General features: G+C 67.1%; 19 protein-coding genes. All 19 read right to left on the minus strand.

The features are described 5' to 3' along the window. Nucleotide 1: 1 nt before the first annotated feature. Entirely contained in the window at nucleotides 2-2,923 is a 2,922-nt protein-coding gene (locus KOE53_RS02855; RefSeq protein ID WP_188057274.1) for an FtsK/SpoIIIE family DNA translocase, read from the minus strand. A gap of 77 nt (nucleotides 2,924-3,000) precedes the next feature. Beyond that, nucleotides 3,001-4,017 (minus strand): lipid II:glycine glycyltransferase FemX, encoded by a 1,017-nt coding sequence (locus tag KOE53_RS02860; RefSeq protein ID WP_188057275.1) that lies wholly within the window; start codon nucleotides 4,015-4,017, stop codon nucleotides 3,001-3,003. After that, nucleotides 4,014-5,630, minus strand: coding sequence for a murein biosynthesis integral membrane protein MurJ (gene murJ / locus KOE53_RS02865; RefSeq protein WP_188057276.1), 1,617 nt, complete (start codon nucleotides 5,628-5,630; stop codon nucleotides 4,014-4,016). The genes KOE53_RS02860 and murJ overlap by 4 nt, the downstream gene beginning before the upstream one ends. A 90-nt stretch (nucleotides 5,631-5,720) precedes the next feature. After that, complete coding sequence (locus KOE53_RS02870) at nucleotides 5,721-6,785, minus strand: lipid II:glycine glycyltransferase FemX (RefSeq protein ID WP_188057277.1); 1,065 nt, start codon at nucleotides 6,783-6,785, stop codon at nucleotides 5,721-5,723. Nucleotides 6,786-6,789: 4 nt separating this feature from the next. Further along, entirely contained in the window at nucleotides 6,790-8,466 is a 1,677-nt protein-coding gene (locus KOE53_RS02875) for a ribonuclease J (protein WP_188044074.1), read from the minus strand. Nucleotides 8,467-8,486: 20 nt separating this feature from the next. Further along, nucleotides 8,487-9,464, minus strand: coding sequence for a 4-hydroxy-tetrahydrodipicolinate synthase (gene dapA / locus KOE53_RS02880; RefSeq protein ID WP_188044075.1), 978 nt, complete (start codon nucleotides 9,462-9,464; stop codon nucleotides 8,487-8,489). Between the two features lie 35 nt (nucleotides 9,465-9,499). Further along, nucleotides 9,500-9,982: a dihydrofolate reductase gene (locus tag KOE53_RS02885; RefSeq protein ID WP_188057334.1), complete on the minus strand. Its 483-nt coding sequence runs from the start codon at nucleotides 9,980-9,982 to the stop codon at nucleotides 9,500-9,502. 133 nt (nucleotides 9,983-10,115) lie between these two features. Further along, a complete protein-coding gene (locus tag KOE53_RS02890) occupies nucleotides 10,116-10,931 on the minus strand; it encodes a thymidylate synthase (protein ID WP_188044076.1) in 816 nt (271 codons plus the stop codon). Nucleotides 10,932-11,029: 98 nt separating this feature from the next. Next, the gene (locus KOE53_RS02895) at nucleotides 11,030-12,637 is read right to left on the minus strand and encodes an APC family permease (protein ID WP_188044077.1); all 1,608 of its coding nucleotides are present in this window, start codon (nucleotides 12,635-12,637) and stop codon (nucleotides 11,030-11,032) included. A gap of 158 nt (nucleotides 12,638-12,795) precedes the next feature. Next, a complete protein-coding gene (locus tag KOE53_RS02900) occupies nucleotides 12,796-13,272 on the minus strand; it encodes a tetratricopeptide repeat protein (RefSeq protein WP_188057278.1) in 477 nt (158 codons plus the stop codon). Continuing rightward, the gene (gene dapB, locus KOE53_RS02905) at nucleotides 13,269-14,015 is read right to left on the minus strand and encodes a 4-hydroxy-tetrahydrodipicolinate reductase (protein WP_188057335.1); all 747 of its coding nucleotides are present in this window, start codon (nucleotides 14,013-14,015) and stop codon (nucleotides 13,269-13,271) included. The genes KOE53_RS02900 and dapB overlap by 4 nt, the downstream gene beginning before the upstream one ends. 137 nt (nucleotides 14,016-14,152) lie before the next feature. Continuing rightward, entirely contained in the window at nucleotides 14,153-15,640 is a 1,488-nt protein-coding gene (locus tag KOE53_RS02910) for a phytoene desaturase family protein (RefSeq protein WP_188057279.1), read from the minus strand. Then, on the minus strand, nucleotides 15,637-17,112 hold the full coding sequence (locus KOE53_RS02915; protein ID WP_188057280.1) for a M16 family metallopeptidase: 1,476 nt from the start codon (nucleotides 17,110-17,112) through the stop codon (nucleotides 15,637-15,639). Before KOE53_RS02915 ends, KOE53_RS02910 begins: the two co-directional genes overlap by 4 nt. 9 nt (nucleotides 17,113-17,121) lie before the next feature. Then, the gene (locus KOE53_RS02920; RefSeq protein ID WP_188057281.1) at nucleotides 17,122-18,606 is read right to left on the minus strand and encodes an HNH endonuclease signature motif containing protein; all 1,485 of its coding nucleotides are present in this window, start codon (nucleotides 18,604-18,606) and stop codon (nucleotides 17,122-17,124) included. A 164-nt stretch (nucleotides 18,607-18,770) separates the two neighbouring features. Continuing rightward, nucleotides 18,771-19,772 carry an aldo/keto reductase gene (locus KOE53_RS02925; RefSeq protein WP_353055564.1) on the minus strand — a complete coding sequence of 334 codons (1,002 nt, stop codon included), beginning with the start codon at nucleotides 19,770-19,772 and terminating at the stop codon, nucleotides 18,771-18,773. Between the two features lie 284 nt (nucleotides 19,773-20,056). Beyond that, nucleotides 20,057-22,297: a polyribonucleotide nucleotidyltransferase gene (locus KOE53_RS02930; protein ID WP_188044082.1), complete on the minus strand. Its 2,241-nt coding sequence runs from the start codon at nucleotides 22,295-22,297 to the stop codon at nucleotides 20,057-20,059. A gap of 310 nt (nucleotides 22,298-22,607) precedes the next feature. After that, entirely contained in the window at nucleotides 22,608-24,200 is a 1,593-nt protein-coding gene (serA, locus tag KOE53_RS02935) for a phosphoglycerate dehydrogenase (RefSeq protein WP_188044083.1), read from the minus strand. A gap of 116 nt (nucleotides 24,201-24,316) precedes the next feature. Beyond that, on the minus strand, nucleotides 24,317-24,649 hold the full coding sequence (locus KOE53_RS02940) for a hypothetical protein (protein WP_241095385.1): 333 nt from the start codon (nucleotides 24,647-24,649) through the stop codon (nucleotides 24,317-24,319). Continuing rightward, complete coding sequence (locus tag KOE53_RS02945; RefSeq protein WP_188057282.1) at nucleotides 24,646-25,143, minus strand: hypothetical protein; 498 nt, start codon at nucleotides 25,141-25,143, stop codon at nucleotides 24,646-24,648. The genes KOE53_RS02940 and KOE53_RS02945 overlap by 4 nt, the downstream gene beginning before the upstream one ends. Nucleotides 25,144-25,196: the final 53 nt, after the last annotated feature.

A 25,196-nucleotide genomic window follows, 5' to 3' on the forward strand; every position in this document is an offset into this window, starting at 1 on the left:
TCTAGTCTCTCCCGGTGAGGCCCCAGGCGTCCTCGTCGGGTTCGGCCTCGACTTCTTCGAGACCCTCCTGGTGTCGCGCGATCGGGTCGTTATACGGATCGAACGCTGCGGTGACCTGCTGGTCAGGATCAGCGTATCCTCCTTGCGGCGCGAGCGGCTGTGCAGCGGCCGCCGGAGCCGGAGCGGCGGGTGCGGCAGGCTTTACTCCCCGCATGTCCGCGAGAACCCCGGCGAGCTGGTCGGGCGTGATGAGGACGTCTCGCGCCTTCGACCCCTCGGAGGGGCCGACAATGTCACGCGACTCCATGAGGTCCATGAGGCGGCCGGCCTTGGCAAAGCCCACGCGGAGCTTGCGCTGCAACATCGAGGTCGAGCCGAACTGCGAGCTCACCACTAGCTCGGCAGCGGCCATCAGCAGCTCGAGGTCGTCCCCGATATCCGCGTCGATCTCGCGCTTCTCGGCCACCTGGGCGACGTCGGCACGATACTCGGGTCGAGCCTGCTTCTTCACGTGCTCCACGACCCGCTGAATTTCGGCTTCCTGCACCCACGCGCCCTGCACGCGGACGGGCCGCGAGGTGCCCATCGGCAGGAAGAGCCCGTCTCCCTGCCCGATGAGCTTGTCGGCGCCGGGCTGGTCAAGGATGACGCGTGAGTCGGTAACCGAGGCGACCGCGAAGGCCAGTCGGCTCGGCACGTTGGCTTTGATCAGGCCGGTGACGACGTCGACGGAGGGGCGTTGCGTCGCGAGCACGAGGTGAATGCCTGCCGCGCGCGCGAGCTGCGTGATCCGGACGATGGACTCTTCCACGTCGCGCGGGGCGACCAACATCAGGTCGGCGAGCTCGTCCACCACGACGAGCAGGTAGGGGTAGGGCTTGAGCACGCGCTGGCTGCCCTCGGGCAGCTTCAGGGTGCCATTCTTCACAGCCTCGTTGAAGTCGTCGACGTGACGGAAACCGAAGCTCTCCAGGTCGTCGTAACGCATGTCCATCTCTTTCACGACCCACTGCAGCGCCTCGGCTGCCTTCTTCGGGTTCGTGATGATGGGGGTGATGAGGTGGGGCACACCCTGGTAAATCGTGAGTTCGACGCGCTTCGGGTCGACGAGCACCATGCGCACCTCGGCCGGCGTGGAGCGCATCAGGATGCTCGTGATCATCGAGTTCACGAAGCTCGACTTACCCGAGCCGGTCGAACCGGCGACGAGCAGGTGAGGCATCTTCGCAAGGTTCGCGACCACGAAACCGCCCTCGACGTCTTTGCCCACGCCGATGGTCAGCGGATGGGTGCTCCGCTGCGCCTTCGCAGAGCGCAGCACGTCGCCGAGCACGACGTTTTCGCGGTCCTTGTTCGGGATCTCGATGCCGATGGCGCTCTTCCCGGGAATCGGCGAGAGGATGCGGACCTCGCTCGAGGCGACCGCGTAGGACAGGTTCTTGGAGAGCGCGGTGACACGCTCCACCTTGACCCCCGGGCCGAGCTCGATCTCATACTGAGTGACCGTCGGGCCTCGCGAGAAACCGGTCACCTGCGCGTCGACCTTGAACTGGCCGAGCACCTCGGTGATGGCAGCCATAATCTCGTCGTTCGCGGCCGAGCGCGCCTTCGCGGGTTCGCCCGCCGCAAGCGTGTTCTGATCGGGCAGGTGGTACTCGCCAGCGGCGGGGTCGTGCGCCGGGGCCGCCGAGAAACTCGGCGCAGGAACGGCGACCGGGGCGGAAGCTGGGGTGGCTACGACCGCCGCATCACCGGCTGTGCCGAAGTCGCCATAGACCTCGGTGACGGCGTCGTCGCCGAGCCCGGAGCCGTGCAGCCCCGCTCCCGCGGCGGCGGCCTCCGCCTGGGCGAGGTCGTCAAACAGGCCGGCCGGGAATCCCAGGGAGTCTGTCGCCTGGGTCTGATCGTCTACGTCGTCGACGATGGCCTGGTCGAAGGCGCGGGCACGCGCCAGGCTGGCAGCGTCTGCAGCGGCGTCCTTGCCGTCGAGCACGTCGGCGAGCGCGGCACGATCGCCCGCGTACGCGGGATCTTCCTCGCGACCGGAAGCGTTTCGACGCCACCACGGCAGGCTCTTGCCGTCCCCGGCGTCGTCATCGTCGCCCGCTTGGTCCTCGATGTCGAAGAGGGTCGTCGAGGGGCCGGGGCGCCCAGCATCAGCCTCGGCGGGCGCCACGGGCTCCCCTGCGCCAAACAGGTAGCGGTAGGCCTCACCGATGCGGGCGCCGATCCGGCTCGGTGGGGTCTTGGTGATGATGAGGAGCGAGAGCGCGGTGATGATCGCGAGCACCGGAGCGGCCACCCACACCGTGAGCAGCGCGAGAGGCGCGCCGACCATCCAGCCGACCAGGCCACCGGCCTGTGCAAGCGCGGGCATGCCGTCCTGCGGGCTCGGCTGGCCGCCGAAGACGTGGCTGAGCCCCGACACCGACAGGATCGCCAGGCTCAGGCCGATCGCGATGCGGCGGTTGTCATGCACGCCCGAGGGGTGGTTGAAGAGCCAGAACGCGAAGCCAAACATGATGATCGGTAGGCCGAAGGCCACCCGCCCGAAAATCCCGCCGAAGGTCCATGCGTCGAGCTGGGTCGCGACGGGGTTACCGATCAAGAACCACTCGACGACCATGCCCGCGATCGCGAGCAGCACGAGGGCAAGAGGGATCCCGTCGCGGCGATCAGCAGGGTCGATCGGCTCCAGGCGGAAGGCGCGGGCAACACCGCCGACGGCGTGCGCAAGACCCTGCCAGGCGCGCACGACGCCGGACTCGGTGAGCTCAGGTTCGAACGCGACAGTCTTTGCCGTCGCCGGCGATCTCGTCGATTTCGTCCCCGTCGATTTCGATGCCGAGGAGCGGGAGGTGCCGCCACGGGCGGAACCACCGGATTTGCCCGCGGTACCGCGCGCCGAAGTCTTGCTGGCCATACCTCTACGGTACAAGCCGCCACCGACGACTGCCCCCTTGGTCGCGGCGTGGTCGGATATCCGGCCGCGCGGCAGGATCAGCGCCGGCGAAGCCCGCGCACGACCTTTTTGACGAGCGGCAGGCCGTGCGTCCACACGGAGTACCCGGGCCCGGGGCGATCCCAGGAACCAGCGAGCAGGTTCTCATGGGATGCGAAGCCCGTCTTGAACGTCGTGACACCGTCGTTGATCAGGCCGCCGAAGTCGTATCGGGTGATGCCGAGGCGCTTCATCTCGCGGATGGCGTGCCACTTGAGCCCGTAGTTTGCCCGCAGGCGCTGGCCGGTCTCGTTCATGCCGCCATAGAGCTCGAACGCCGTGCGGCCGCTCTTCGCGAGGAACAGGAACGCCACGGGCTTGCCCTCGACATAGCTCGCCCACACCGGGGCGTCGTCGCCGAGCAGCGAGAACGCGTCGTGGTAGTAGGAGTCCTCGTGCAGTCCGAAGTCGGCGCGCTCGCTCGTCTCGCGGTACACCTCGAGGCACTCGTCGAGCTGTTCGGCGGTGGTGACCGCGCGAATCTCGAGGGCCTCCTCGCGAGAGGACTTCCGGACGTACTGCCGATGCTTCTTGGACATGTCGCTCAGCAGCTCGTCCTCGCTGTGCGAGAGGTCAAGAATGAGGGTGCGCGCTGGCAGCACGGGCGTTGCGGCCTCGCGCCACACCGCGTTGAGCGGGAAGGTGCCGGCGTCCTCATCGGGCTCGATCGACAACGCGACTGCCTTGCGCGTCCGGCGCACGTATTCCGCGATCGCGTCCGCGACCTCACCTGGCGAGACGGCGTCGATCCTGACGCCCTCGGCATCGCGAGCGAGCACGGGACCGCGGGGCGCGTAGACGAAGCCGCCGAACGGGCTCGGGAGCTTGCGGGTGAGCATCTGCGCGGCACCCGCGACGGCGCCCTGTGCGTTTCGCGCCACCACGCGCTCCGCGCTCCACCGGTGCGCGGACTTCAGCTCGCCCCAGCCCCACAGCTGCAGCGGGTGGCCGCCATTCTCCTTGACGATGGCGTCCCACGCTGCAGGATCGGTGACGGGGGTTACGGTGAGGCTCACGAGCGGGTCCTTCCCAGTTTGCGCGCGGCGAACGCGGTGAGCTCGGCGAGCTCCGGCGAACGCAGCAGGCGGAGCGCGACGAGGTAGACCGCGCTCACGATGACGGCGACAAGTATCGCGAAAAGAATGGCGAACAGTGCGTTCGGGTTGGGGACGAGGGTCTGCGCGCCCCAGCTCGCCAGCAGGCCGAGGCCGAGCGCCGGGATCGCGGCGAGCACGTATTTGAGGAGGCTCTGGACAATGCGGCGCCCGTCGATCGATTCAATGCGGCGGCGCAGCAGCCAGACGGCAAGCAGCACCTGCACGATGGTTGCAAACGACCAGATTGCGGCAAACAGAATGCCGATCATATTTCGTGGAGCCATAAGCAAGGTCAAGGACAGCAGCACCACGATCGCCATTTGCACCGTGGTGAAGAAGAACGGGGTCTTCGTATCGGACAGCGCGTAGAAGGCGCGCTGCACCACGAACAGAAAGCTGTACGCAGCGAGGCTGATGACGTAGGCCTGCAGCGCGTACGAGAACTGCATCACCTGCCACTCGGTCGCAGCGAAGTTGATGATCCGAGAGATGAAGGGCGCGGCCGCGAAGATTGCGGCGGCCGCGAGCACCATCACCAGCGAAATCTGCCGCACAGAGGCCGAGAAATCGGTGCGGAACTCTTTCATGCGCCCTGCCTGACCCCACTCCGATAGCCGGGTGAAGTAGGCGGTGGCGAGCGACACCGCGATTACTGAGTGCGGCATCATAAAGATCAGCCAGACATTCTGCATGGCGCTGTTGGACACGCCAGAACCTGAGCCAAGCGAGACGATGCGGTTCGTGACGATGCCACCGAGCTGCATGACCACGATGGTGGCGAGGCTCCAGCCAGCGATACGGGCAGTCTGGCCCAGCCCCACACCCTTCCAGGCAAAATCTGGACGATAGCGAATCCCGGCCTTGTTCCAGGAGAACATCAGGATCGCAGCCTGGCCCAGCACACCCAACGTCGCAGTGCCCGCCAGCACCCCGATCGACAGCGGCGTCCAGTCCAACGCCGTGCGTTCGCCCGTTCCGTCCGCGCCAAACATGACAATAAAGACCACAATGCCGGCGATGCCGATGATGTTATTGACGACGGGCGCCCAGGTATACGGACCAAAGACGCTGCGTGCATTCAGCACCTCGCCGAGCACGGTGTACAGGCCGTAGAAGACAATCTGCGGCAAGCACCAGTAGGCGAATGCGGTCGCCAGGGCGAGCTGCGCCGGCGGCCAATCCATCGCAAGCAGCGAGATCAGGAACGGCGCGGCGAGCATCGCGATCACGGTCACCACGATCAGGGCGACCGAGACGAGGGTCATGATCTTGTTGATGTAGCCGCTGCCTCCGTCCGGGTTGCGCGCGGCTTTCACGATCTGGGGCACGAGCACAGCGTTCAGCATGCCGCCCATGAGCAAGACATACAGCGTGTTCGGCAGGAGGTTGCCGTTGGCAAACGCATCGGCGGATACCGAGGCTGTTGAGCCGATGGCATACGCCAGCAGCATCACCTTCAGGAGGCCGAGGATCCGAGACACCATCGTCCCCGACGCCATCACGGCGCTCGCGCGCAGGATACTGCTGCTCACTGAAAAGCCACCTTTCTCAACCAGCCGACAGACTCACCCCCGCCGGGGGCCGTATGCGCACTGCATCCGGCGTCCCCCAACGAGAAGCTCCTAATAGTACGAGTCGTGCTTGAGCGCGAGCGAGACCCGACGAGCGATGCGATCGCCAATCGTCTCCCACACCTTCGTCGCGAACCCGCGAAGCGGCAAGTCGAACACCCCAACATAGTCGGTGACGTCCTTCGAGAAGCGCAGCTTGTATTGCCCCACTCCGTACAGCGGGTGATCCCGATCGTCCATTTGGTCGCTGCGCGGGGCGCCGCAGAGGTCGTGCACGGTCGCGCCGTGCTCTCGGCCCCACAGGATCAGCTCCCACTGCATGCGGTTCATCGCGCCGTTGGGCAGGTCCCCTGCACGCGTCGAGGCGCCGTCCTTGTAGCAGCTCGTGTGGCCCGCGACGATCCCGAACATACCGGCAACCGCCACGCCGTCCGCGTAGCCGAGCACCAGCTGTCCTCGACCCGCCTCCTGGAAGGTCTGCCAGAACGTGCGGTAGTACTCGTACGGCCGAAGAGCGAAGCGTCCGTCGCCCGTCTCGCCGAGCAGCGCGTACATGATGCGGCAGTTCTCGTCGGTCGTCTCGACCCGACGCGCCTCAAAGCCGGTCTTGTCGGCCTTGCGGATCTTCGTGCGCGTGCTTGACGAAAAGCGGCCCATGACCTCGGCCTCGTCACCCGAGACGTCGAGCAGCACCGTCGACTCGTTCGGCAGGATCCGCACGTTCGCGCGGTATCCCGCCTGCGCGAACGCGGCGAGCGACTCCGCGGTCCGCAGCACGCGGGGCTCAATCTTGAGCAGGAACGCCCCCTGCGAGCGCGCGTACTTGGCCAACCGCGCGGACTGCGCGATCGTGCGCTCGGCACCCTCCGCGGCGGGGCCGCCAGGCACGTACCAGAGCTCACCGAGCAGTGGCACGCGCTTGACGAGCACGAGGGTGGCCGGGAAGCCATCGTCCCCGACGATCAGGCGTTCCCGGTACCCCTGGAACGCCTTGGCGGCGGCGTACTCGCGGGTCTGCCAGACTTCCCCGCCTCCGGGGGTGTCCGCAATGAGTTCCGACCAGCGAGCGGCCTCGGCCTCGCTGGCGATGCGCAGCGAGGCCGTATCGAGCACCACCTTGCTAGACCTCCACTACGACGGGCACAATCATTGCCTTGCGGCGCAGCTTGGTGCCGACCCAGCGGCCGATCGTGCGACGAATCACCTGCTGCAGGGACCGCTGGTCCCACTTACCGGACGCGATCGCTTCCTCGAGCTCCTTCTTAAGCTTGGGCTTGATCTCGTTGAAGACGCGGTTGCTCTCGGCAACACCCTTGGTCTGGATGTCCGGGCCGGAGATGATCTTGCCGGATGCCTTCTCCACGACCGTGATGACCGAGACAAAGCCCTCCTCGGCGAGCACGCGGCGGTCCTTGAGGTCCGCCTCGGTCACCTGGCCGACGGTCGAGCCGTCGACGTAGATGAAGCCGATCTCGATCTGCCCGACCTGGCGAGCGACGCCGCCCTCGAGGTCGACGATCGTGCCGTTCTCGGCGATGATCGTGCGGTTGGCCGGCACGCCGGTCTCGATCGCGAGCTTCGCGTTCGCGACCAGGTGACGGAACTCGCCGTGGATCGGCATGACGTTCTTCGGCTTGACGATGTTGTAGCAGTAAAGCAGCTCGCCCGCCGAGGCGTGGCCCGAGACGTGCACCTTGGCGTTGCCCTTGTGGACAACGTCGGCGCCGAGCTTGATCAGGCCGTCGATAATGCGGTACACCGCGTTCTCGTTGCCGGGGATCAGGCTCGAGGCGAGGATGACGGTGTCGCCCTTGCCCACCTCGATCTGGTGCTCCTGGTTGACCATGCGCGCGAGCACGGCCATCGGCTCGCCCTGCGAACCGGTCGACATGTAGACGATGCGGTCGTCGGGGATGTCGCCGCTCTTCTTGAGGTCGACGAGCACACCGGCGGGAACCTTGAGGTAGCCGAGCTCCTCAGCGATGCCCATGTTGCGCACCATGGAACGGCCGAGCAGCACGACGCGACGGCCGTTCGCCACGGCGGCGTCGAGGACCTGCTGCACGCGGTGCACGTGGCTTGAGAAGCTCGCGACGACGACCTTGCCGGTCGCGCGGGACATGACCTGCGCAAGCACGGGTCCGATGTCCTTCTCGGGCTGGGTGAAGCCCGGGACGTCGGCGTTGGTCGAGTCGGTCATGAAGAGGTCGACGCCCTCTTCGCCCAGGCGAGCGAAGGCGCGAAGGTCGGTCAGGCGGCCGTCGAGCGGCAGCTGATCCATCTTGAAGTCGCCCGTGCCAATCACGAGGCCGGCCGAGGTGCGAATCGCGACTGCGAGCGCGTCGGGGATCGAGTGGTTCACCGTGATGAACTCGAGCTCGAACGGGCCGAAGGTGAGGATGTCGTCCTCGTCGACCACCTCGACGACGGGCTTGATCCGGTGCTCCTTGAGCTTTGCCGTGATCAGCGCGAGAGTGAGCTTCGAGCCCACCAGCGGGATGTCGCTGCGGCGCTTGAGCAGGTACGGCACGCCGCCGATGTGGTCCTCGTGGCCGTGGGTCAGCACGACCGCGACGATGTCCGTCAGGCGCGACTCGAGCATGGCCATGTCGGGCAGGATCAGGTCAACGCCGGGCTGGTGCTCTTCAGGGAAGAGTACGCCGCAGTCGACGATGAGCAGTTTTCCGTCAATTTCGTAGACGGTCATGTTCCGCCCGATCTCACCGAGGCCGCCGAGCGGCGTCACCCGGAGGATACCGGGCTTGAGAGCGGGAGGAGCGTACAGGTCGTTTGGCACGGGGCCTCCTGTGGTTGTGGTTAGCGGGTGGTGCCCGCGACCTTGGGCAATGCGCCGCCAGCGGCGGCATTGCGGTCGGGGCGGAAGTTCGTGAGATCGACGCCGTCAAGGGCGCCTACGAGGGCGAGTTCGTCCTCGATCATTGCGGCCTCCCACTCCTCCGGCCCCACGAGGGGCAGGCGGACGCGGGGGCTTCCAATACGGCCGAGGCCGTGCAGGATGTACTTGGCTGCGACCGTACCGGGCACGTGCGTCATGACGGCACGCACGAGTGGCTCGAGGCGCTGGTGCTCGGCCTTCGCCGTGTCCAGGTCACCGCGATTCACTGCGTCAACGATGGTGCGGTACGGAGCCGCGGTGACGTTTGCGGTGACACCGATCAGGCCGGAGGCGCCAATCGCGAGGTGCGGCAACACATTGGCGTCGTCACCCGAGAAGTAGAGCAGGTCAGTCTGGTTCAGCACGCGGCTGACCTCGCTGAAGTCGCCCTTTGCGTCCTTCACCGCCATGATGTTCGGGTGCTTCGCGAGCCGCAGGATCGTCTCGTACTTGATGGGCACACCGGTGCGACCCGGGATGTCGTACAGGATGACGGGGAGATCCGTTGCGTCCGCGATCATGCGGAAGTGCGTGAGCAGGCCCGCCTGGGTGGGCTTGTTGTAGTAGGGCGTGACGATCATGACGCCGTCAGCGCCGGCCTTCTCTGAGGCCTTGTAGAGCTCGATCGCGTGCGCCGTCTCGTTTGAGCCGCCGCCCGTGATCACCTTTGCGCGGCCGCCGGAAACCGACTTCGCCACCTCGACCAGCTTGAGTTTCTCGGGGTCGGTCAGCGTCGAAGTCTCACCGGTGGTGCCGGTCACCACGATGCCATCGGCACCACGCGAAATGCAATCATCGATGTGCTTCTCAGTCGCCGCCCAGTCGACCTCGCCGTCGGCGTGGAAGGGGGTGATGAGCGCGACCAGCACCTGGCCGAAAGGATTGGGGGAAGTCGTCACTCCCCTAGGCTACCCGACCAGCCGGTGCATCTCGTTCAGCCTGGGCGATGGTAACGCTCAAAACGGTACTCGAGACCGGCCTCAGAGACCAGCCACTCCCCCGGATCCGTGAGTTCCCAGGCGTCATCAATCTCGGGCGCGAACGTATCGGCATCGGGCACGTCGAGCCCGATCCTGGTCACGACGAGCTCGCTCGCCATCGGAAGCGCTGAGCGATACAGCTCGCCGCCGCCAATCACCCAGACGGGTTCTCCGGGCGCAATCGTCGACAGCGCGGCCTCCAGCCCGGTCGCGGTCTCGGCTCCCTCTGCGACGAGCCCGGGATCACGCGAGATCACGATATTGCGTCGACCCGGCAGCGGGCGGAAGCGCTCGGGAAGGGAAAACCAGGTGCGCCGTCCCATCAGTACGGGCGCGCCGAGCGTGACGCGCTTGAAGTGCGCGAGGTCCTCCGGCAAGTGCCACGGCATCACGCCGTCCTTGCCGATCGCACCGCCGCGTGCCTCTGCCCAGATCATTCCGATAGTCACGGTCGAGCCTCCTTCGGTTCATACTGCAGTTCGAGCGCACGTTCGCCGCCTCCGACGAAGCAAGCAGAGATCGTTCGGCGCCTCCGCTGCGAAACAGCTCCTACGAGCCGAACGCGCTGACCTAGACCGCGACCGGTGCTTTGATGCCGGGGTGGTGCTCATACCCGATGACTGAAATATCGTCGAGGGTGTAGTCGAAGATCGAGTCGCGCGGCGCAAGCTCAAGCCTCGGGTAAGCGTACGGCTCGCGAGACAGCTGCCGCTCCACCTGCTCGACATGGTTGTCGTACACGTGGCAGTCACCGCCGGTCCAAATGAACTCGCCGACCTCAAGCCCGGTCTGCGCCGCGACCATGTGAGTGAGCAGCGCGTACGAGGCAATGTTGAACGGGACGCCGAGGAACATGTCCGCCGAGCGCTGATACAGCTGGCAGGAAAGCTTGCCGTCGGCGACGTAGAACTGGAAGAACGCGTGGCACGGGGCCAACGCCATCTTCGACAGCTCAGACACGTTCCAGGCCGAAACGATAAGGCGTCGCGAGTCCGGGTTGTGCGTGATCTCGTCGATGACCTGCGAGATCTGGTCGATGTGTGCACCGTCGGGCGTCGGCCACGAGCGCCACTGCACCCCGTATACGGGACCCAGGTCGCCCTGCTCGTTTGCCCACTCGTCCCAGATCGTCACGCCGTGTTCGCGCAGGAACTCGACGTTGCTCTCGCCGCGCAGGAACCAGAGCAGTTCGACCGCGATCGACTTCATGTGCACCCGTTTGGTCGTAATGAGCGGGAACGAATCGGCCAGGTTAAAACGAATCTGTCGGCCGAACAGGCTGCGCGTTCCCGTGCCCGTGCGGTCGGACTTCGGCGTACCCGTTTCCAGCACCTCCCGGAGGAGATCCTCGTACGGGGTGGCGATCGGTTGCTGCGCGCTGGTCATGGTGTCCAATCTACCGGGCCCAAGTTTCTTTGCTGGGGAAAACGCGGCGGCCGGGTGAGACATTCCCCACCCGGCCGCCGCGCGTTTCTGCGGATCGACTACTCCGCGATATCGAACTCCACCGCGTCCGCCGAGCGAACCACCTGGCTGTCATCGCCGGTGCGCAGGATCTGGCCACGGAAGAATGCGGGGCGCACCCGCGACTGCCAGATCATGATGATCGCGCCGATCAGTAGGACGCTGACGCCCAGCACGAACACGAGGCCGATGCCGCCGATGTTCGAGCCCGAGCCGAAGTCGGGCTTGGTGCTGTCGATCATCGTCTGCACGAACACGACGAGCAGCAAGAGTCCGCCGAGACCCGGCAGCACGATCTTGCTGAAGCCCTGCCAGATGCCCTCGCGGAACGCCGTCTTGCGGAAGTACCACGCACTCGAGAGCGCCGTGAGGCCGTAGTAGAAGCACACCATGATGCCGAGCGAGGTAATGGTGTCCCAGAGCACGTTGTAGCTAACGAAGCGCATGATCGCGTAGAACAGCGCCGCCACGATCGTCGACGCCAACAGCGCGACGTAGGGCGACTTGTACTTCGGGTGGATCTTCTTCAGCGCCTGCGGCATGGCACCGTAGTGCGCCATCGCGAGCAGGGTGCGGGCGGGCGAGATAGCGGTCGAGTTGATCGATGCCATCGCGCTGACCAGCACCCCCAGGAACAGGAAGATCGCCATCGGCCCCATCACGGGGTGCGCGATCGCGGCGAAGACGTTCTCCTGGATCGCGCTGTTGCTCAGGCCCGTGGGGCCGTCGCCGACGCCCGAGAACGCGACGGTCGCGGTCGCGGTGCCCGCGTACAGGACGACGAGCATGACCACGAGGATCATCGCGGCCTTGCTCGCGGTCGACATGCGGCCCTTCGACGGCTTCGTCTCCTCACCCATCGTGAGTACGGTGTCCCAGCCCCAGTACACGAAGATCGAGACGGCGATGCCGGCGGCGAATGCGCTAAAGCTGTCAACCTCGAGCGGGTTGAACCACGATAGCTGCGGAGTCAGAGCCTCAGTATTTGCCGGGTTTGCCGCGCCCACGAACATCGCGATGATGAACCAGATCAGGACGGCGAGCTGGAAGAAGACGGTGACGTACTGGAAGATCTTCGTCGAGGTCATGCCGCGGTACGAGATGAAGGCTGCGAGCGCCAGGAATCCGAGGCAGACCGCGATATTCAGGAAGATGTTGCCGTCCTCGCCCGACACCAGGGTGTGGAAGTTGGGATCACCAATCACCTCGCCGATCGATTGGAACAGGAACTCGACGGCGATACCCGCCAAGTTCGACAGCACGAGCACGGTCGCGGCGATCAGGCCCCAGCCGGCCATCCAGCCGACCCACGGGCCAAATGCGCGGGTGCCCCAGGTGAACGAGGTGCCCGAATCGGGCATCGCATCGTTCAGCGCACGGTAGCCGAACGCCACAAGCAGCATCGGGACAAAACCGACGAGGAAGATCGCGGGCGTCTGTACCCCGACCTCGCTCGCGGCAGGGCCGATCGCCGAGGTCAGCGTGTACGCCGGCGCACAGACGGAGAGGCCAACCACAATGGCGCCCAGTACCCCGATCGTGCCGCCGGGAAGACCCTTGCGGCTCATTCCGGTCATCGAGTCGAGCGCCCGCGTGGGAGGGCTATCGGCCTTCGGCTGTTGAGACATCGTGATACACACGTCACTTTCCGGCGCCGAGTGAGCGCCATCTCGCCGGTGCCGACCATCGTGGGGGGCACCTGAACTCTGATCGCGGACTTCCGCGGGGGCTGGCGCCAACAATGGCGAAACCAACGCCTGATTGTAGATCCACTTCAGATGAATTGCTAATCGGAAGTAGAGGGTCCACCGCCAGGCTGACGTTCCAGCGAGATTGCGCGACGAATCGCTGCACGGGCACGTGTGCGGTCCCCACACGCGTCGTACACAATACCGAGCCGCATCCAGGCCTCCCACGAGTCAGGATCCGCCTCGGCGGCCTCGCGGTAGCGTGGGAACGCGGCGTCGGCCTGCCCTCGAACGGGCCGCCCGGACGGGAGCGTATCCACCTCTTCTTCGGGCAGTCGACCGGCGCTTTCGAGTCGGTCCATGAGTCGGGTTGCCCCACGGCCGAAGGCCAGCTCGCGCCAGAGCGCCCAGCCTCCGATCAGTGGCAGCACAATGAGCGCGACCCCCATCGCGATCGCAATTGGGGTACCCGAGGCAAAGAGCGCGAAGGCGCGCGTGAGGGCAAAGCCGAAATAGATGACGAGCAGCGCGCTCATCACGGCGACCATCGTGATCGCCCGGGCCCTGCGGCTCATGCGCGCGCCCCAAAGTACCCGTCGAGGCCGAGGACCCGATCAAGTCCGACCGTCATCCCGGGAATCGTGCCCGCCGCCTGCAGGGCGGCGCGGATCCCGGGCCGGTACGCCTCATCCGACTGCGTGTCGTGGGTGATCGAGAGCACCTCACCGGGGCCACCGAAACGCACCTCCTGCTTCGCGAGCACGCCCGCGAGGCGAAGGCTGTGCACGGGGATTCCCGCGACGAGCTCGCCGCGCGCTTCCTGGTCGGCGAACGGGGCATCAATCGCCCGGCCCTGGCGCTCCCCCGCGATCAGCTCCGCGGTGCGCACCGCAGTGCCCGAGGGCGAGTCGACCTTGCCCGGGTGGTGCGCCTCGATGATCTCGACGGCGTCGAAGTGCGGCGCTGCGATACGCGCGAGCACGGTTCCGAGCACCGAGCCGAGCGAGAAGTTCGGGACGACGAGCACGCTAGCGGGTCCGCCGCCTCGCCGCGTGGCCGAAGAGACAGACGTTTCCAGCTCCGCCAGGCGCTCAGCAGACCAGCCGCTCGTGCCGACGATGACGCTCTGGCCATTCCCGAGCGCGCGGGCGACGATCGCCGGCGACTGCTCGGGGTGCGTCACGTCGATCAAGATGTCGGCCTCGGCGCCCTCGGCTGGCTGGGACGCGCGGCCGAGGCGGGCCACTAGCTCGAAGCCCGGCGTCGCTTCCACGACCGCGCAGACGAGCGCGCCGAGGCGGCCCGAGGCGCCGGCCACGGCGACGGTCTGTGTCGATCCGGGTTCCGTGTGTCCGGCCGAGACCGGTTGGACAATGGCTGCGGGGGCAGAGTGCTTCGCGTTCACCTGCTCAGGGTATCGCGGTCGCAGAATACTGCGTCTGGGAAGGGGCGGAGTTACCCGCGCGCCGCGTCGACGCCGAGTGCTGGCTCGGGCAGCCCGAAGTCGCGCCGAAGCGCATCTCGAGCCGCGTACCAACCCGCGAGCCCGTGCACCCCAGGGCCGGGGGCAACCGACGCCGAGGCGAGATAGAGCCCCGGGACCGGGGTGCGCCAGGGGGCAGGCCCGGCCGAGGGACGTGCGAGCAGTTGCGGCAGGGTGATGGCGCCCGCGCCAATGTCACCACCGAGATAGTTGGCGTTGTACTGCGAGAACTCGAGCGCGCTCGTCGTGCGAATCGCCACGATGCGGTCGCGGAACCCCGGCGCGAAACGTTCGATCTGCCGGATCACCGCCGCAGACTCGTCCCCCGCCCACCCCGTGGGCACATGGGTATAGCTCCAAATCGCGATGCGACCAGCGCGGTTTCGTGCCGTGTCCCACGCGTCCGGCTGGGCGAGCAGCACGAACGGCGATTCGCTCCGCTTGCCGCGTGTGACGTCACGTTCGCTCGCGGCAATCTCTGCCCGCGTCCCGCCCAGGTGCACGGTCGGCGAGAGCGCCACGCGCTCGTCCCGCCACGGAATGGGGCCGTCCAGCTCGAAGTCGACCTTGCACGCCCCGGGCCCCGGGCGCACACGGGCGAGCCGCCGTCGATAGGACGACGGCAGCTGACGACGCGCGATAGCGGCGAGTCCGCGCGCAGATGTGTCGCAGATCACCGTCCCAAATTCCCCGTAGGCCCGCAGCTCGGCTAGGTCGCCGATCGTCGTGTCGGTGACGATCGAGCCCCCGTGCGCGAGCAGGTCAGCGGTCATCGCATCCGCGATCGACTGGGAACCACCGATCGGCACTGGCCAGCCACGTGCGTGCGCGTGCGTGGCGAGCACAAGCCCCACGCCCGCCGCGGCAAGAGAGGGAAGGCGCGTCATGCCGTGCGCGAACGCGCCCGCCAAGAGTGCTGGCGCCGCGTCGCCCCGAAATCGAGCGTTCCAGAGCCCGGTGCCCTGCTCGAGTGCCCGAAGACCAACGGCGAACGCGGTGAATGCTGAGTCCGGGACGCGCAGCATCCCGCCGCCCATTGCGAACTCCTGGACCTGATCGACTCGGCGTACGAGCGGCGCGAGCAACGACCGGAAGGCGCCACCATCGCGGCCGAGCTCATCCGCGGTCCGTGCGAGCGAACGATACGCGATCGCGGCCTCCCCGGCGCCGCTCCCCACTCCCGCGTCGAGTGGATGCGCGTACGACGCTTCGGGAACCGCGAACTCAATCCTGCGCTCGAGCTCGAATCTGCGAAAAAACTCGGACGCCAGCGCCATCGGGTGGATCGCGGAACAGAGGTCGTGGCGAAGGCCGGGCGCGACCGGCTCCCCGGTCCGCATGCCGCCGCCGACCTGCGGGGCGGACTCGAACACCGTGACCGGGACCCCGGCTCGAGCAAGCGTGATTGCGGCGGCGAGCCCGTTCGGGCCGGAACCCACAATCGCCGCCCCCTGGTTCACGCGGGCGCGCCGCCGGTCACGCGCGCGGAACCGGCCAGATCCTGCGCAGCCTCCGCAGCAACGAGTGCGGTCGCCGGGCTCGGACGGCTCGCGGGATCGTGCCGCGGCTCGCTTGCCTGCAGGCCCGACCGTGATACCTCGCCGACGGCGACCACCGTCAGCGGTCGTTCTGCCAGGAACTGCGCGACCTCGACGATGTCGTCGCGGGTGACCGCAGCGAATCGAGCGAGCGTCGCGTCGAGGTCCATCAGCTCCCCCGTGCCGAGTTCGGCGCGCGCGAGCCGACCCATGCGCGTATCGGAGTCTTCGAGGGCTAGGGCAGAAGAGCCGGCGATCTGGCCGAGCGCGCGCTGCTGCTCTTCGGCGGTGATCCCGTGGCGCGCCATCTTCGCGAGTTCCGCGATCGAGAGGTCCACGACCTCGAGCGCCTTCTGCGGGGCGCAGGCGGCATACATTCCGAACAGACCGCCGTCCGAGTAGCTGGCGCCGAATGAGTAGGCCGTATACGCCAGGCCTCGCTTCTCGCGGATCTCCTGGAAGAGGCGGCTTGCCATCCCCCCGCCCAGCACGGAGTTCATCACGCCGAAGGCGAAGCGCCGATCATCGCCACCAATAAAGCCGCGCGAGCCGATCATGAGGTTCACCTGCTCGCTCGGACGCTCGACCACGTCAATGACGCGCACGTCGGCCGGGTCACTCGTCGTATCGACTCGGGCGCGGCGCGGTGCGGGTGCCGAGAGCGCGTCTGGGTGCCAGCGGGGCTCGTTCGAGGCGGCGAGGGCGTCGAGCACCTGGGCGACGAGGCGATCGTGGTCGACCGCCCCCGCCACCGTGACCACCAGCGTCGACGGCAGGTACCGGTCCCGGTAGTGGCGATCGACATCGTCACGACGCGCGGCACGGATCATCTCGGGCAGGCCACCGATCGGGCGCCCCAGCGGGTGATCGCCCAGCACTGCCTCGAAGAAGCGCTCGTTCGCGACGTCAGAGAGGTCGTCTGAGGCCATGGCGAGCTCTTCGAGGATGACCTCGCGCTCATTCTCAAACTCGTCGGCATCAATCACGGACGAGGTCACCATGTCCGCAAGGACGGTGACCGCAAGGTCGACGTCTGCGTCGCGCACCTTCGCGTAATAGCAGGTGTATTCCTTGGCCGTAAGGGCATTGTGCTCAGCCCCGATGCCGTCGAAGCTCGTCGCGATTTCGTACGCGCTCCGCGCGGGAGTGCCCTTGAAGAGGAGGTGTTCGAGGAAGTGGGTCGACCCCAGGCTGCCCGGCGCGTCCCCGCGCTCGGCCTGCTCATCGCGCGAGCCGACGCCGACCCAGAAACCGATGCTCGCGCTGCGGGCACCGGGAACGCGCTCGGTCAGGATCCGGAGCCCGCTCGGGTGCACCGTGCGGCGCATGAAACCGCCGCCCAACTCGGCCGAGAGTTCGGGACCATCAAGAGGCAGCGCGGTGACATCAGACATGGCTCCAGCCTATGCCCAGCGCCGGCGAACTTCCGGGCCGCAAGTCGTGGAGGCCGCCGCGGCGTCCGTCACGCCGGTCTGCGCTCGCAGGGCGCCGTCTGGCCGGTCGGTGTACTCCGCCCCGCTCGGGCTCGTCCAGACGAACACCCCGCCCGCGTCCTGCCGGACCCGCCACTGGATCTGATGCGCGAGGTCCGGGTGCTTGAGCAGGTGGTGTTTAGGGCACAGGTGTCCCAAGTTCGATACTGCAGTCGGCCCACCCGCCGCCCACTCGATCGTATGGTCGATCTCGCACGATCGTGTCGGGATTACGCAGCCCGGAAACCTGCAGTGCTGGTCGCGAGTCCGCAAGACTCGTTTCATCGCCTCGGTCGGCTGCCGCCGATCGGTCGAGAGAACCTGCCCGTCGGAATCGATCGTGATGGCGTCCCAGCCGGGCGCGACCGCGGCAAGCTGGCGGGCCGTGGTCGAATCGATCGGGCCGTAGCCTTCGAGCGTGGCAGTTCCGCCCACCGGGAAGATGATCGAGATACTTGCGCGGATATGAGGCGCAACCCGCTGCGCCGTCGTTGTCCCCTCGGCGTTGCCCAGCACCCCGGTCAGCAGCAATTCAGCAAACACATCGGCACGATAGGTGCCGAGAGCGCGCTCCTCGCGGGCACGAGCCGCTCGCGGCCCCGTCGGAGGCGCAAGCGTGAGGCCGATCGCTTCCGCAATCGTCGGACTGCTGAACGCGACAGACTGCGGAATGGGCGCCGCAGCCCCGGCCCACGCCGCTTCCTCGCTCGCGACCTCACGCCTCAGGGCTTTCGCAATGTTCTGCACTCGGTCGCGGATGCCGTACGCCAGTGGTGCGGGTAGAATCGCGCCGAGCTCGGCCATGCCGTCGGGAAGCTCGCGCACCCAGACGCAACGCTGGGACGCAGCGATCGCGTGGCGCTCGTCGAGGCCGCGGGGCTGGAGTTCTTGCACGATCTGCGTCGCCCCTGCGCGGAGGCGTCCCGCCGAGACCTGCACCGCCATCTCGAGGCAACGCGCTTCGTAGGTCTCGCGCAGCCGGTGGTCTACGCTCGAGCCCTCCGCTACGACGACCCTTGCGTGCTGGAACGTGATCTTACCCTCCTCGACCGCAGCAATCACGGCCGGGTACGCGGAGACGAGGGTGTGCGCTTCGGCCATCTGCCCCAGCACCGTTCGTTCGCTGATGCCCATCGCGGCGGCGCATTCTGCGGCGCGCGAGTGCAAGGTCAGGCTGATCTCTGCATCAGAACTGCTATTTACGATGGCATGTTCTTGGAGCAACGCAAACGCGCGAGCCCGCTCAGCCTCCGCCAGCGCACACCGCCGTGATGCCGCGATGACGGCGTCCCGCAGCGTCCCGACCTCGCGCGCCTTGCGCGACCCAATCTCAGTCGGCTCGAAACGCACCCGTGACGGCCGACGCCGCGGCGCGGCCTCGTGAGTCTGTTCGTCATCTCGGGGCGTGAGTTCCATACCCGCAGTACATACTGAACCACCGACAAAACAGGCCCGAAAACGGCCAGTTCGGAATGCGCCGAGAATCTTCTCGGAACTCAACAAAATAGACGCCAGAGCTTGATTGAGGACCCTACAACTCCGAACCGACCCAGCTGGGGCACGGCGACAACGCGAACGACCTAGTCGACCTGGCGGTTCAGCTCTCGATTGCGGCGTCGTTCAGGCGCGCTCACGCGGTCGAGATCGGCGATCTCCTCAGGGTCGAGCAGCAGGGTCGTCGCGGCCGCCAACTCGTCGACATGCACGAGCGAATCGGCGCTCACGACGGGGGCAACGACGCCAGGGCGGGCCAGCAGCCACGCGAGCGCGATGCGGGCGGTGGACACTCCGCGTTGCGCGGAGATGCGATCGAGCACGGAGAGCACGCGGAGGCCGCGCCGGTTGAGATACTGTCCCGCGCGGGCACGCCGGGCATTGCCAATCCCATCTGCGCGGCGACGATACGCGCCGCCGAGAAAACCGTGTGCCAGAGCGTAGTGGGGCAGCACGCCAAGCCCCTGCGAGCCCGCCGCGAGGGAGATGTCTGCCTCGTATTCCTCGCGGTGCATCAAGTTGTAGTGCTCTTGAATCGTTTCGAAGCGGGGCAGGCCCATCGCCGAGAGCACCCTCGCCTCGACCAGTCGGGCGCCCGTGAAGTTGGAGGCGCCGAGCACTCGCACCTTGCCCGCCTGGATCAGCTCATGCGCGGCAGCCAGCGAGTCCTCGAGCGGCACTGCCCGATCCTCGATGTGGAAGTAGAGCACGTCCACGTGATCCGTGCCCAGGCGCTCGAGCGAGGCGTCGACGGCACCGTGAATGGCCGCGCGGCCCAGTCCGGGGAACTCGCTCCCCCGACCCACCTTGGTGGCGAGGGTGACGCGGTCTCGGGCGCGGCGGGCGCGCATCCAATTGCCGATCATCGTCTCGGACATCCCGGCGGCGTAGTTATCGGCAGTGTCGATGAACTCTCCGCCGACGTCGACGTAGTGGTCAAGCACCGCGACGCTCGTAGGGCGATCCATCGTCCACCCGAACACGCTCGTCCCGAGCGCCACGGGAGGGATCACGATATCGGAGTGACCGATGCGACGACGGGGAACATCGGCCAGACTTCCGGGACGCACCTCTACCGGGCGCGTCACGGCGGGAACCCCGGGCGCGTGCCTCCCGGACGCTTCGTGACGAGACGCCACCTGAGTCGCACGCCGTAACGACAGCGCGAGCTCGTTCAGCCGCTCGCCATTGGTTCCCACAAAGCCGCCTTCCGTCACCAGGCCTTGCTTTCGAGCATAGGACCGCGAACGCCGAGCGCCTGCGGGCTCGCCGAAAACGTTACCAAGCCGCTCCCGTATCGACCGCAGAACGGCCCAGACAGCAAAACGGGCCCCGTGCGTGTCGCACGGAGCCCGTTTCAGTTGCGCGAGAGTTACTCGGCTGCTGCCTCTTCGGCAGCGGCCTCCTCCAACACGGGGGCGAGCGAGAGCTTGCCACGATCGTCAACCTTCGTGATCACCACGAGGATCTTCTGACCGATCGAGAGCACGTCGTCCACGTTCTCCACGCGCTTGCCACCGGCAAGCTTGCGGACCTCGGAGATGTGCAGCAGGCCGTCCTTACCGGGCAGCAGCGAGATGAAGGCGCCGAACGTGGCGTTCTTCACAACGGTGCCGAGGTACTGCTCGCCGACCTCGGGGTTCTGCGGGTTCGCGATGGCGTTGACCGCCGCGCGAGCCGCTTCAGCCGCCGGGCCGTCGACCGCACCGATGTAGACGGTGCCGTCGTCGTCGATCGAGATGTCGGCGCCGGTCTCGTCCTGGATACCGTTGATCGTCTTGCCCTTGGGGCCGATCAGCTCACCGATCTTGTCGACGGGGATGTTCACAGTGATCACGCGGGGCGCGGTCGGTGCCATCTCGTCGGGTGCGTCGATTGCCTGGTTCAGCACGTCAAGGATCGTGAGGCGCGCCTCGTGAGCCTGCGCCAGCGCGCCCTTCAGCACGTCGGACGGAAGTCCGTCGAGCTTCGTGTCGAGCTGGATGGCCGTGATGAACTCCGACGTACCGGCGACCTTGAAGTCCATGTCGCCGAGCGCGTCCTCAGCACCGAGAATGTCGGTGAGTGCCGCGTAGCGGGTCTCACCATTGTGCTGATCCGACACGAGACCCATCGCGATGCCCGCGACCGGTGCGCGCAGCGGCACACCAGCGTTGAGCAGCGAGAGGGTCGACGCGCAGACCGAGCCCATCGAGGTCGAGCCGTTCGAGCTCAGCGCCTCGGAGACCTGGCGGATGGCGTACGGGAATTCCTCGCGCGACGGGAGCACCGGCACGAGGGCGCGCTCGGCGAGGAAGCCGTGCCCAATCTCGCGACGCTTCGGGCTGCCCACGCGGCCGGTCTCACCGGTCGAGTAGGGCGGGAAGTTGTAGTGGTGCAGGTAACGCTTGCTCTTGATGGGCGACAGCGAATCGATCTGCTGCTCCATCTTGAGCATGTTCAGCGTGGTGACACCCAGGATCTGGGTCTCGCCGCGCTGGAAGATAGCCGAACCGTGCACGCGCGGGATGACCTGGACTTCAGCGTCAAGCGCACGGATGTCGCTCAGGCCGCGGCCGTCCATGCGAACGCCCTCTGCGAGGACGCGGCCGCGGACGATGTCCTTGGTCACGCTCTTGTACGCAGCGGAGACCTGGTTGTTGGCGTCTGCCGGCAGCTCGCCAGCCTCAACCTTGGCCGCGATGGCCTCCTTGACGCGCGCCTTCAGGGCGTCGTCAGCGTTCTGGCGCTCCTGCTTGTCGGCGATCAGGTAGATCGGGGCAAGCTCCTCGCGGGCGAGGGCGTCGACGGCGGCGAGGGTCTCGTCCGAGTACGGCGGGAACACCGGGTAGAAGGCGATCTCCTTCGCCGACTGAGCGGCGAGCTCCGACTGAGCCTTGACGAGCTGCGCGATGAACGGCTTTGCCGCGTCCAGGCCCTCGGCGACGACGGCCTCGTTGGGCTTGGTTGCGCCGCCGCGGATGAGCTCCCAGCTGTGCTCGGTGGCCTCAGCCTCGACCATCATGATCGCGACGTCTTCGTTGCCCTGGGCGTCGGTGACAACGCGGCCCGCAACGACGAGGTCGAAGACAGCCTCCGAGAGCTGCTCAACGTTCGGGAACGCGACCCACTGGGTACCGATCAGTGCGAGACGCACGCCGGCAATGGGGCCGGAGAAGGGCAGGCCCGAGATCTGCGTCGACGCCGAGGCGGCGTTGATCGCGAGTGCGTCGTAGAACTCGCCCGGGGCGATCGACAGCACGGTAATGACAACCTGAACCTCGTTGCGGAGGCCGGCGACGAACGACGGGCGCAGCGGCCGGTCGATCAGGCGGCAGACCAGGATCGCCTCGGTCGAGGGGCGGCCCTCGCGGCGGAAGAACGAGCCGGGGATCTTGCCGGCGGCGTACGAACGCTCTTCGACGTCAATCGTCAGCGGGAAGAAGTCGAAGTGATCCTTCGGCTGCTTCGATGCGCTGGTAGCGGAGAGGAGCATCGTCTCCTCATCCAGGTACGCAGCGACGGCACCCTGTGCCTGCTGCGCGAGACGGCCAGTCTCGAAGCGGATCGTCCGCTTTCCGTACTTGCCGTTGTCGAGGACTGCCTCGGCGAACTTGATTTCAGGACCCTCCACGGGATCTCCATTCGTCTCGGAGCACCCCAGCGGGCAGAGCGCGACGCGTGTTGCGCCGCAGTTGCTGATCAACAGTAGAAAGCCACCCTCGAGCGCAATTCATCCGAGAGGAGTTCACCACCGAAGACCAGCGCACCTGCCGGCGTGCTCGTTGCTTCGTTGATTGCGGTATCGACACACGACACCACATTCCTCAGCGTATCACGCACGCCCAGGATTCCCCGGGATTCCGGTCCCGCACCGCGCGTTCGGCAGAAACAGCTCTGCCCCCGGCGCGCGGGCGCCGGGGGCAGAGCAAGAAACTGAAAACCTAGCCGCCGAGCAGGTCGACCACGCGCACCTCGTCGGTGCCGATCGCGGTGCGCAGCTGAGCCACGAGCTCCTCCGAAACAGGCGAGTCGACCGAGAGGACGCTGAGCGCGGTGCCGCGCTTCTCATCCCGTGCGATCTGCAGGCCGGCAATGTTCACGCCAGCCTCACCGAGCAGCCCGCCATAGGCGGCCACGATGCCGGGGCGATCCGAGTACGTAAACACGATGAGGTGGTCGGCGAACGGGAGCTCGAGGTCGTACCCGTTCACCTCGACGATCTTCTCGATCTGCTTCGGGCCGGTCAGCGTGCCCGACACCGAAATCTGCGTGCCGTCCTCCAGCGCACCGCGGAGCGAGATCACGTTGCGGTAGTCCTCGGCCTCGGCCTCGGTGATCAGCCGCACCGCGACGCCGCGCTGCTCCGCGAGCAGCGGGGCGTTCACGTACGACACCGGCTCGCTGACGATCTGCGCGAACAGGCCCTTGAGCGCGGCCAACTGCAGCACCTTGACGTCGTGTTCCTGCAATTCGCCCTGCACGACCACGTCGAGCGAGGTGATCCGGCCCGAGGCGAGGCCGGCGAAGACCTGACCGAGCTTTTCCGTGAGGGGCAACCCGGGGCGGACGTACTCGTCGATCGCGCCGCCGGCGACGTTCACGGCGTCCGGGACGAGCTCGCCGGCGAGCGCCAGGCGCACCGACTTCGCGACCGAGACGCCAGCCTTTTCCTGGGCCTCGTCGGTCGAGGCGCCGAGGTGCGGGGTCACGTTGACGTTGGGCAGGCCCGTGAGGCTGTTGTCCGCCGGGGGCTCCTGCACGAAGACGTCGAGTGCGGCACCGGCGATCTCGCCGGCCTGCAGCGCCTCGGCGAGGGCCGCCTCGTCGATGAGGCCGCCGCGGGCGACGTTCACGACATAGGCGGTCGACTTCATTGCCTTGAGCTCCGCGGCACCGATCATGCCGAGCGTCTCGGGAGTGCGGGGCATGTGGATGGTGAGGAAGTCGGCGCGGGCGACGAGGTCTTCCAGGGAGACGAGGTGCACGCCGAGCTGCTGGGCGCGGGCGGCCGTCACGTAGGGGTCAAACGCGATGAGCTCGACGCCGAAACCGCGCAGGCGCTCTGCAACGAGCGCGCCGATGCGGCCGAGGCCGACGATGCCGACGGTCTTCTCGTACAGCTCAATGCCGGTGAACGACGAGCGCTTCCAGAGGCCCTCAGACAGCGACTGGTGCGCGCGCGGCAGGTGGCGGGCCAGCCCCAGGATGTGGGTGACCGTCAGCTCGGCGGCGCTGATGATGTTCGAGGTGGGTGCGTTGACCACCATGACACCGGCCTGCGTAGCCGCCTTGATGTCAACGTTGTCGAGACCGACGCCCGCGCGGGCCACGACCTTGAGCTTCGGGGCGGCGGCAATCGCCTCGGCGTCGACCTGGGTCGCCGAGCGGACGAGAATCGCATCCGCGTTTGCGAGGGCCGACAGGAGCGCCGGACGGTCGGTTCCGTCAACGTTCACGACCTCGAAATCTGGGCCAAGGGCCGAGATGGTTGCGGGCGAAAGTACTTCGGCGATCAGCACGACCGGCTTCGACACAGGCGATTCCTTCGGGTTCGGCAACTTGTCCCGGGTGCCCGGGCACCATTTGAGTATATTCCGTGACGGAGCACCCAAATGCCGCTGCTACGCCGTGTGACGGGCGCGCGGCAGCGCTACGCGAAGAAGCTGGACTGCGGGATGACGTGCATGATGTCGAGCTGCAGCACCGCGACGACGCAGAGCCCTGTCGCGAGCAGCAGGATCCTGGCCCAGCCGGGGCGCCGTCGGGAGATCACGAGGGCGACCACGTAGACCAGTACGGGCAGCGCGACGCCGAGCGAGAGCCAGGCCCAGCCGGCAGCCGAGACGCCCAGTCCAAGTGCCGCGGCGATGCCGGGAATACCGAGGAGGTTTCCCACTGCCGCCACCACTGCGTAGCCGTACATCAGGGTGACCAGGCCGCCGATCGTCCACACGATCCAGCCGGCCTTCTTCGGCGCGCTCACGCGACGACTCCCGACACCAGCATGGGCAGCGGGATCAGCACGATCGCCCCGACAACGAGGGCGAGGGCGAGACGGCCGGTCCCGCGGCCGCGCGTCAACAGGATCGCGGTAACGAGCCATGCCGCGGGGGCCACCGGGGCGGCCCAGAAGATGATCTGCTGCAGCACCCCGCCGACAATCCCGCTGCCGGCCGCTGTCGAGGAGTTCACCGCGGAGTATGCCTGGGCTACGATGAACCAACCCCAGGAGTAGAGCAAGTAGATGCCGCCGAACGCACCCAACAGCACGATCGCGGCGTTGCTGAGCCCGTCGGTCTCGTCGGCGGCTGCACCCTCGTCGGCCAGTTCTCCCCCGGCAGGATCCTGCCCGAGCGCTGGGTCCGCCAGATGTGAGGTGGGCGCTGGCGTCAGGTCCGATTCGAGGGCGTCGCCCTCGACGGTCCAGCCGCTGGCGAGAGCGCTCTCGCGCGCCTCCCGTGGTGTCCGTTTCCGCATACTCCCAGACTATCGAAGCGTCCCTGAGCCATTGCCCGGTGCGGCACCCCTGC

It is taken from the genome of Leucobacter sp. CX87, from assembly GCF_018682295.1.
Lineage (GTDB): Bacteria > Actinomycetota > Actinomycetes > Actinomycetales > Microbacteriaceae > Cx-87.

What these genes read in the sequence shown, in the direction of transcription:
- KOE53_RS02900 (WP_188057278.1), bottom strand. Translation starts at nt 13,272, where the DNA reads ATGAGCCGCAGGGCCCGGGCGATCACGATGGTCGCCGTGATGAGCGCG.
- KOE53_RS02855 (WP_188057274.1), bottom strand. Translation starts at nt 2,923, where the DNA reads ATGGCCAGCAAGACTTCGGCGCGCGGTACCGCGGGCAAATCCGGTGGT.
- KOE53_RS02920 (WP_188057281.1), bottom strand. Translation starts at nt 18,606, where the DNA reads ATGGAACTCACGCCCCGAGATGACGAACAGACTCACGAGGCCGCGCCG.
- KOE53_RS02885 (WP_188057334.1), bottom strand. Translation starts at nt 9,982, where the DNA reads ATGATCTGGGCAGAGGCACGCGGCGGTGCGATCGGCAAGGACGGCGTG.
- KOE53_RS02895 (WP_188044077.1), bottom strand. Translation starts at nt 12,637, where the DNA reads ATGTCTCAACAGCCGAAGGCCGATAGCCCTCCCACGCGGGCGCTCGAC.
- KOE53_RS02915 (WP_188057280.1), bottom strand. Translation starts at nt 17,112, where the DNA reads ATGTCTGATGTCACCGCGCTGCCTCTTGATGGTCCCGAACTCTCGGCC.
- KOE53_RS02945 (WP_188057282.1), bottom strand. Translation starts at nt 25,143, where the DNA reads ATGCGGAAACGGACACCACGGGAGGCGCGCGAGAGCGCTCTCGCCAGC.
- KOE53_RS02890 (WP_188044076.1), bottom strand. Translation starts at nt 10,931, where the DNA reads ATGACCAGCGCGCAGCAACCGATCGCCACCCCGTACGAGGATCTCCTC.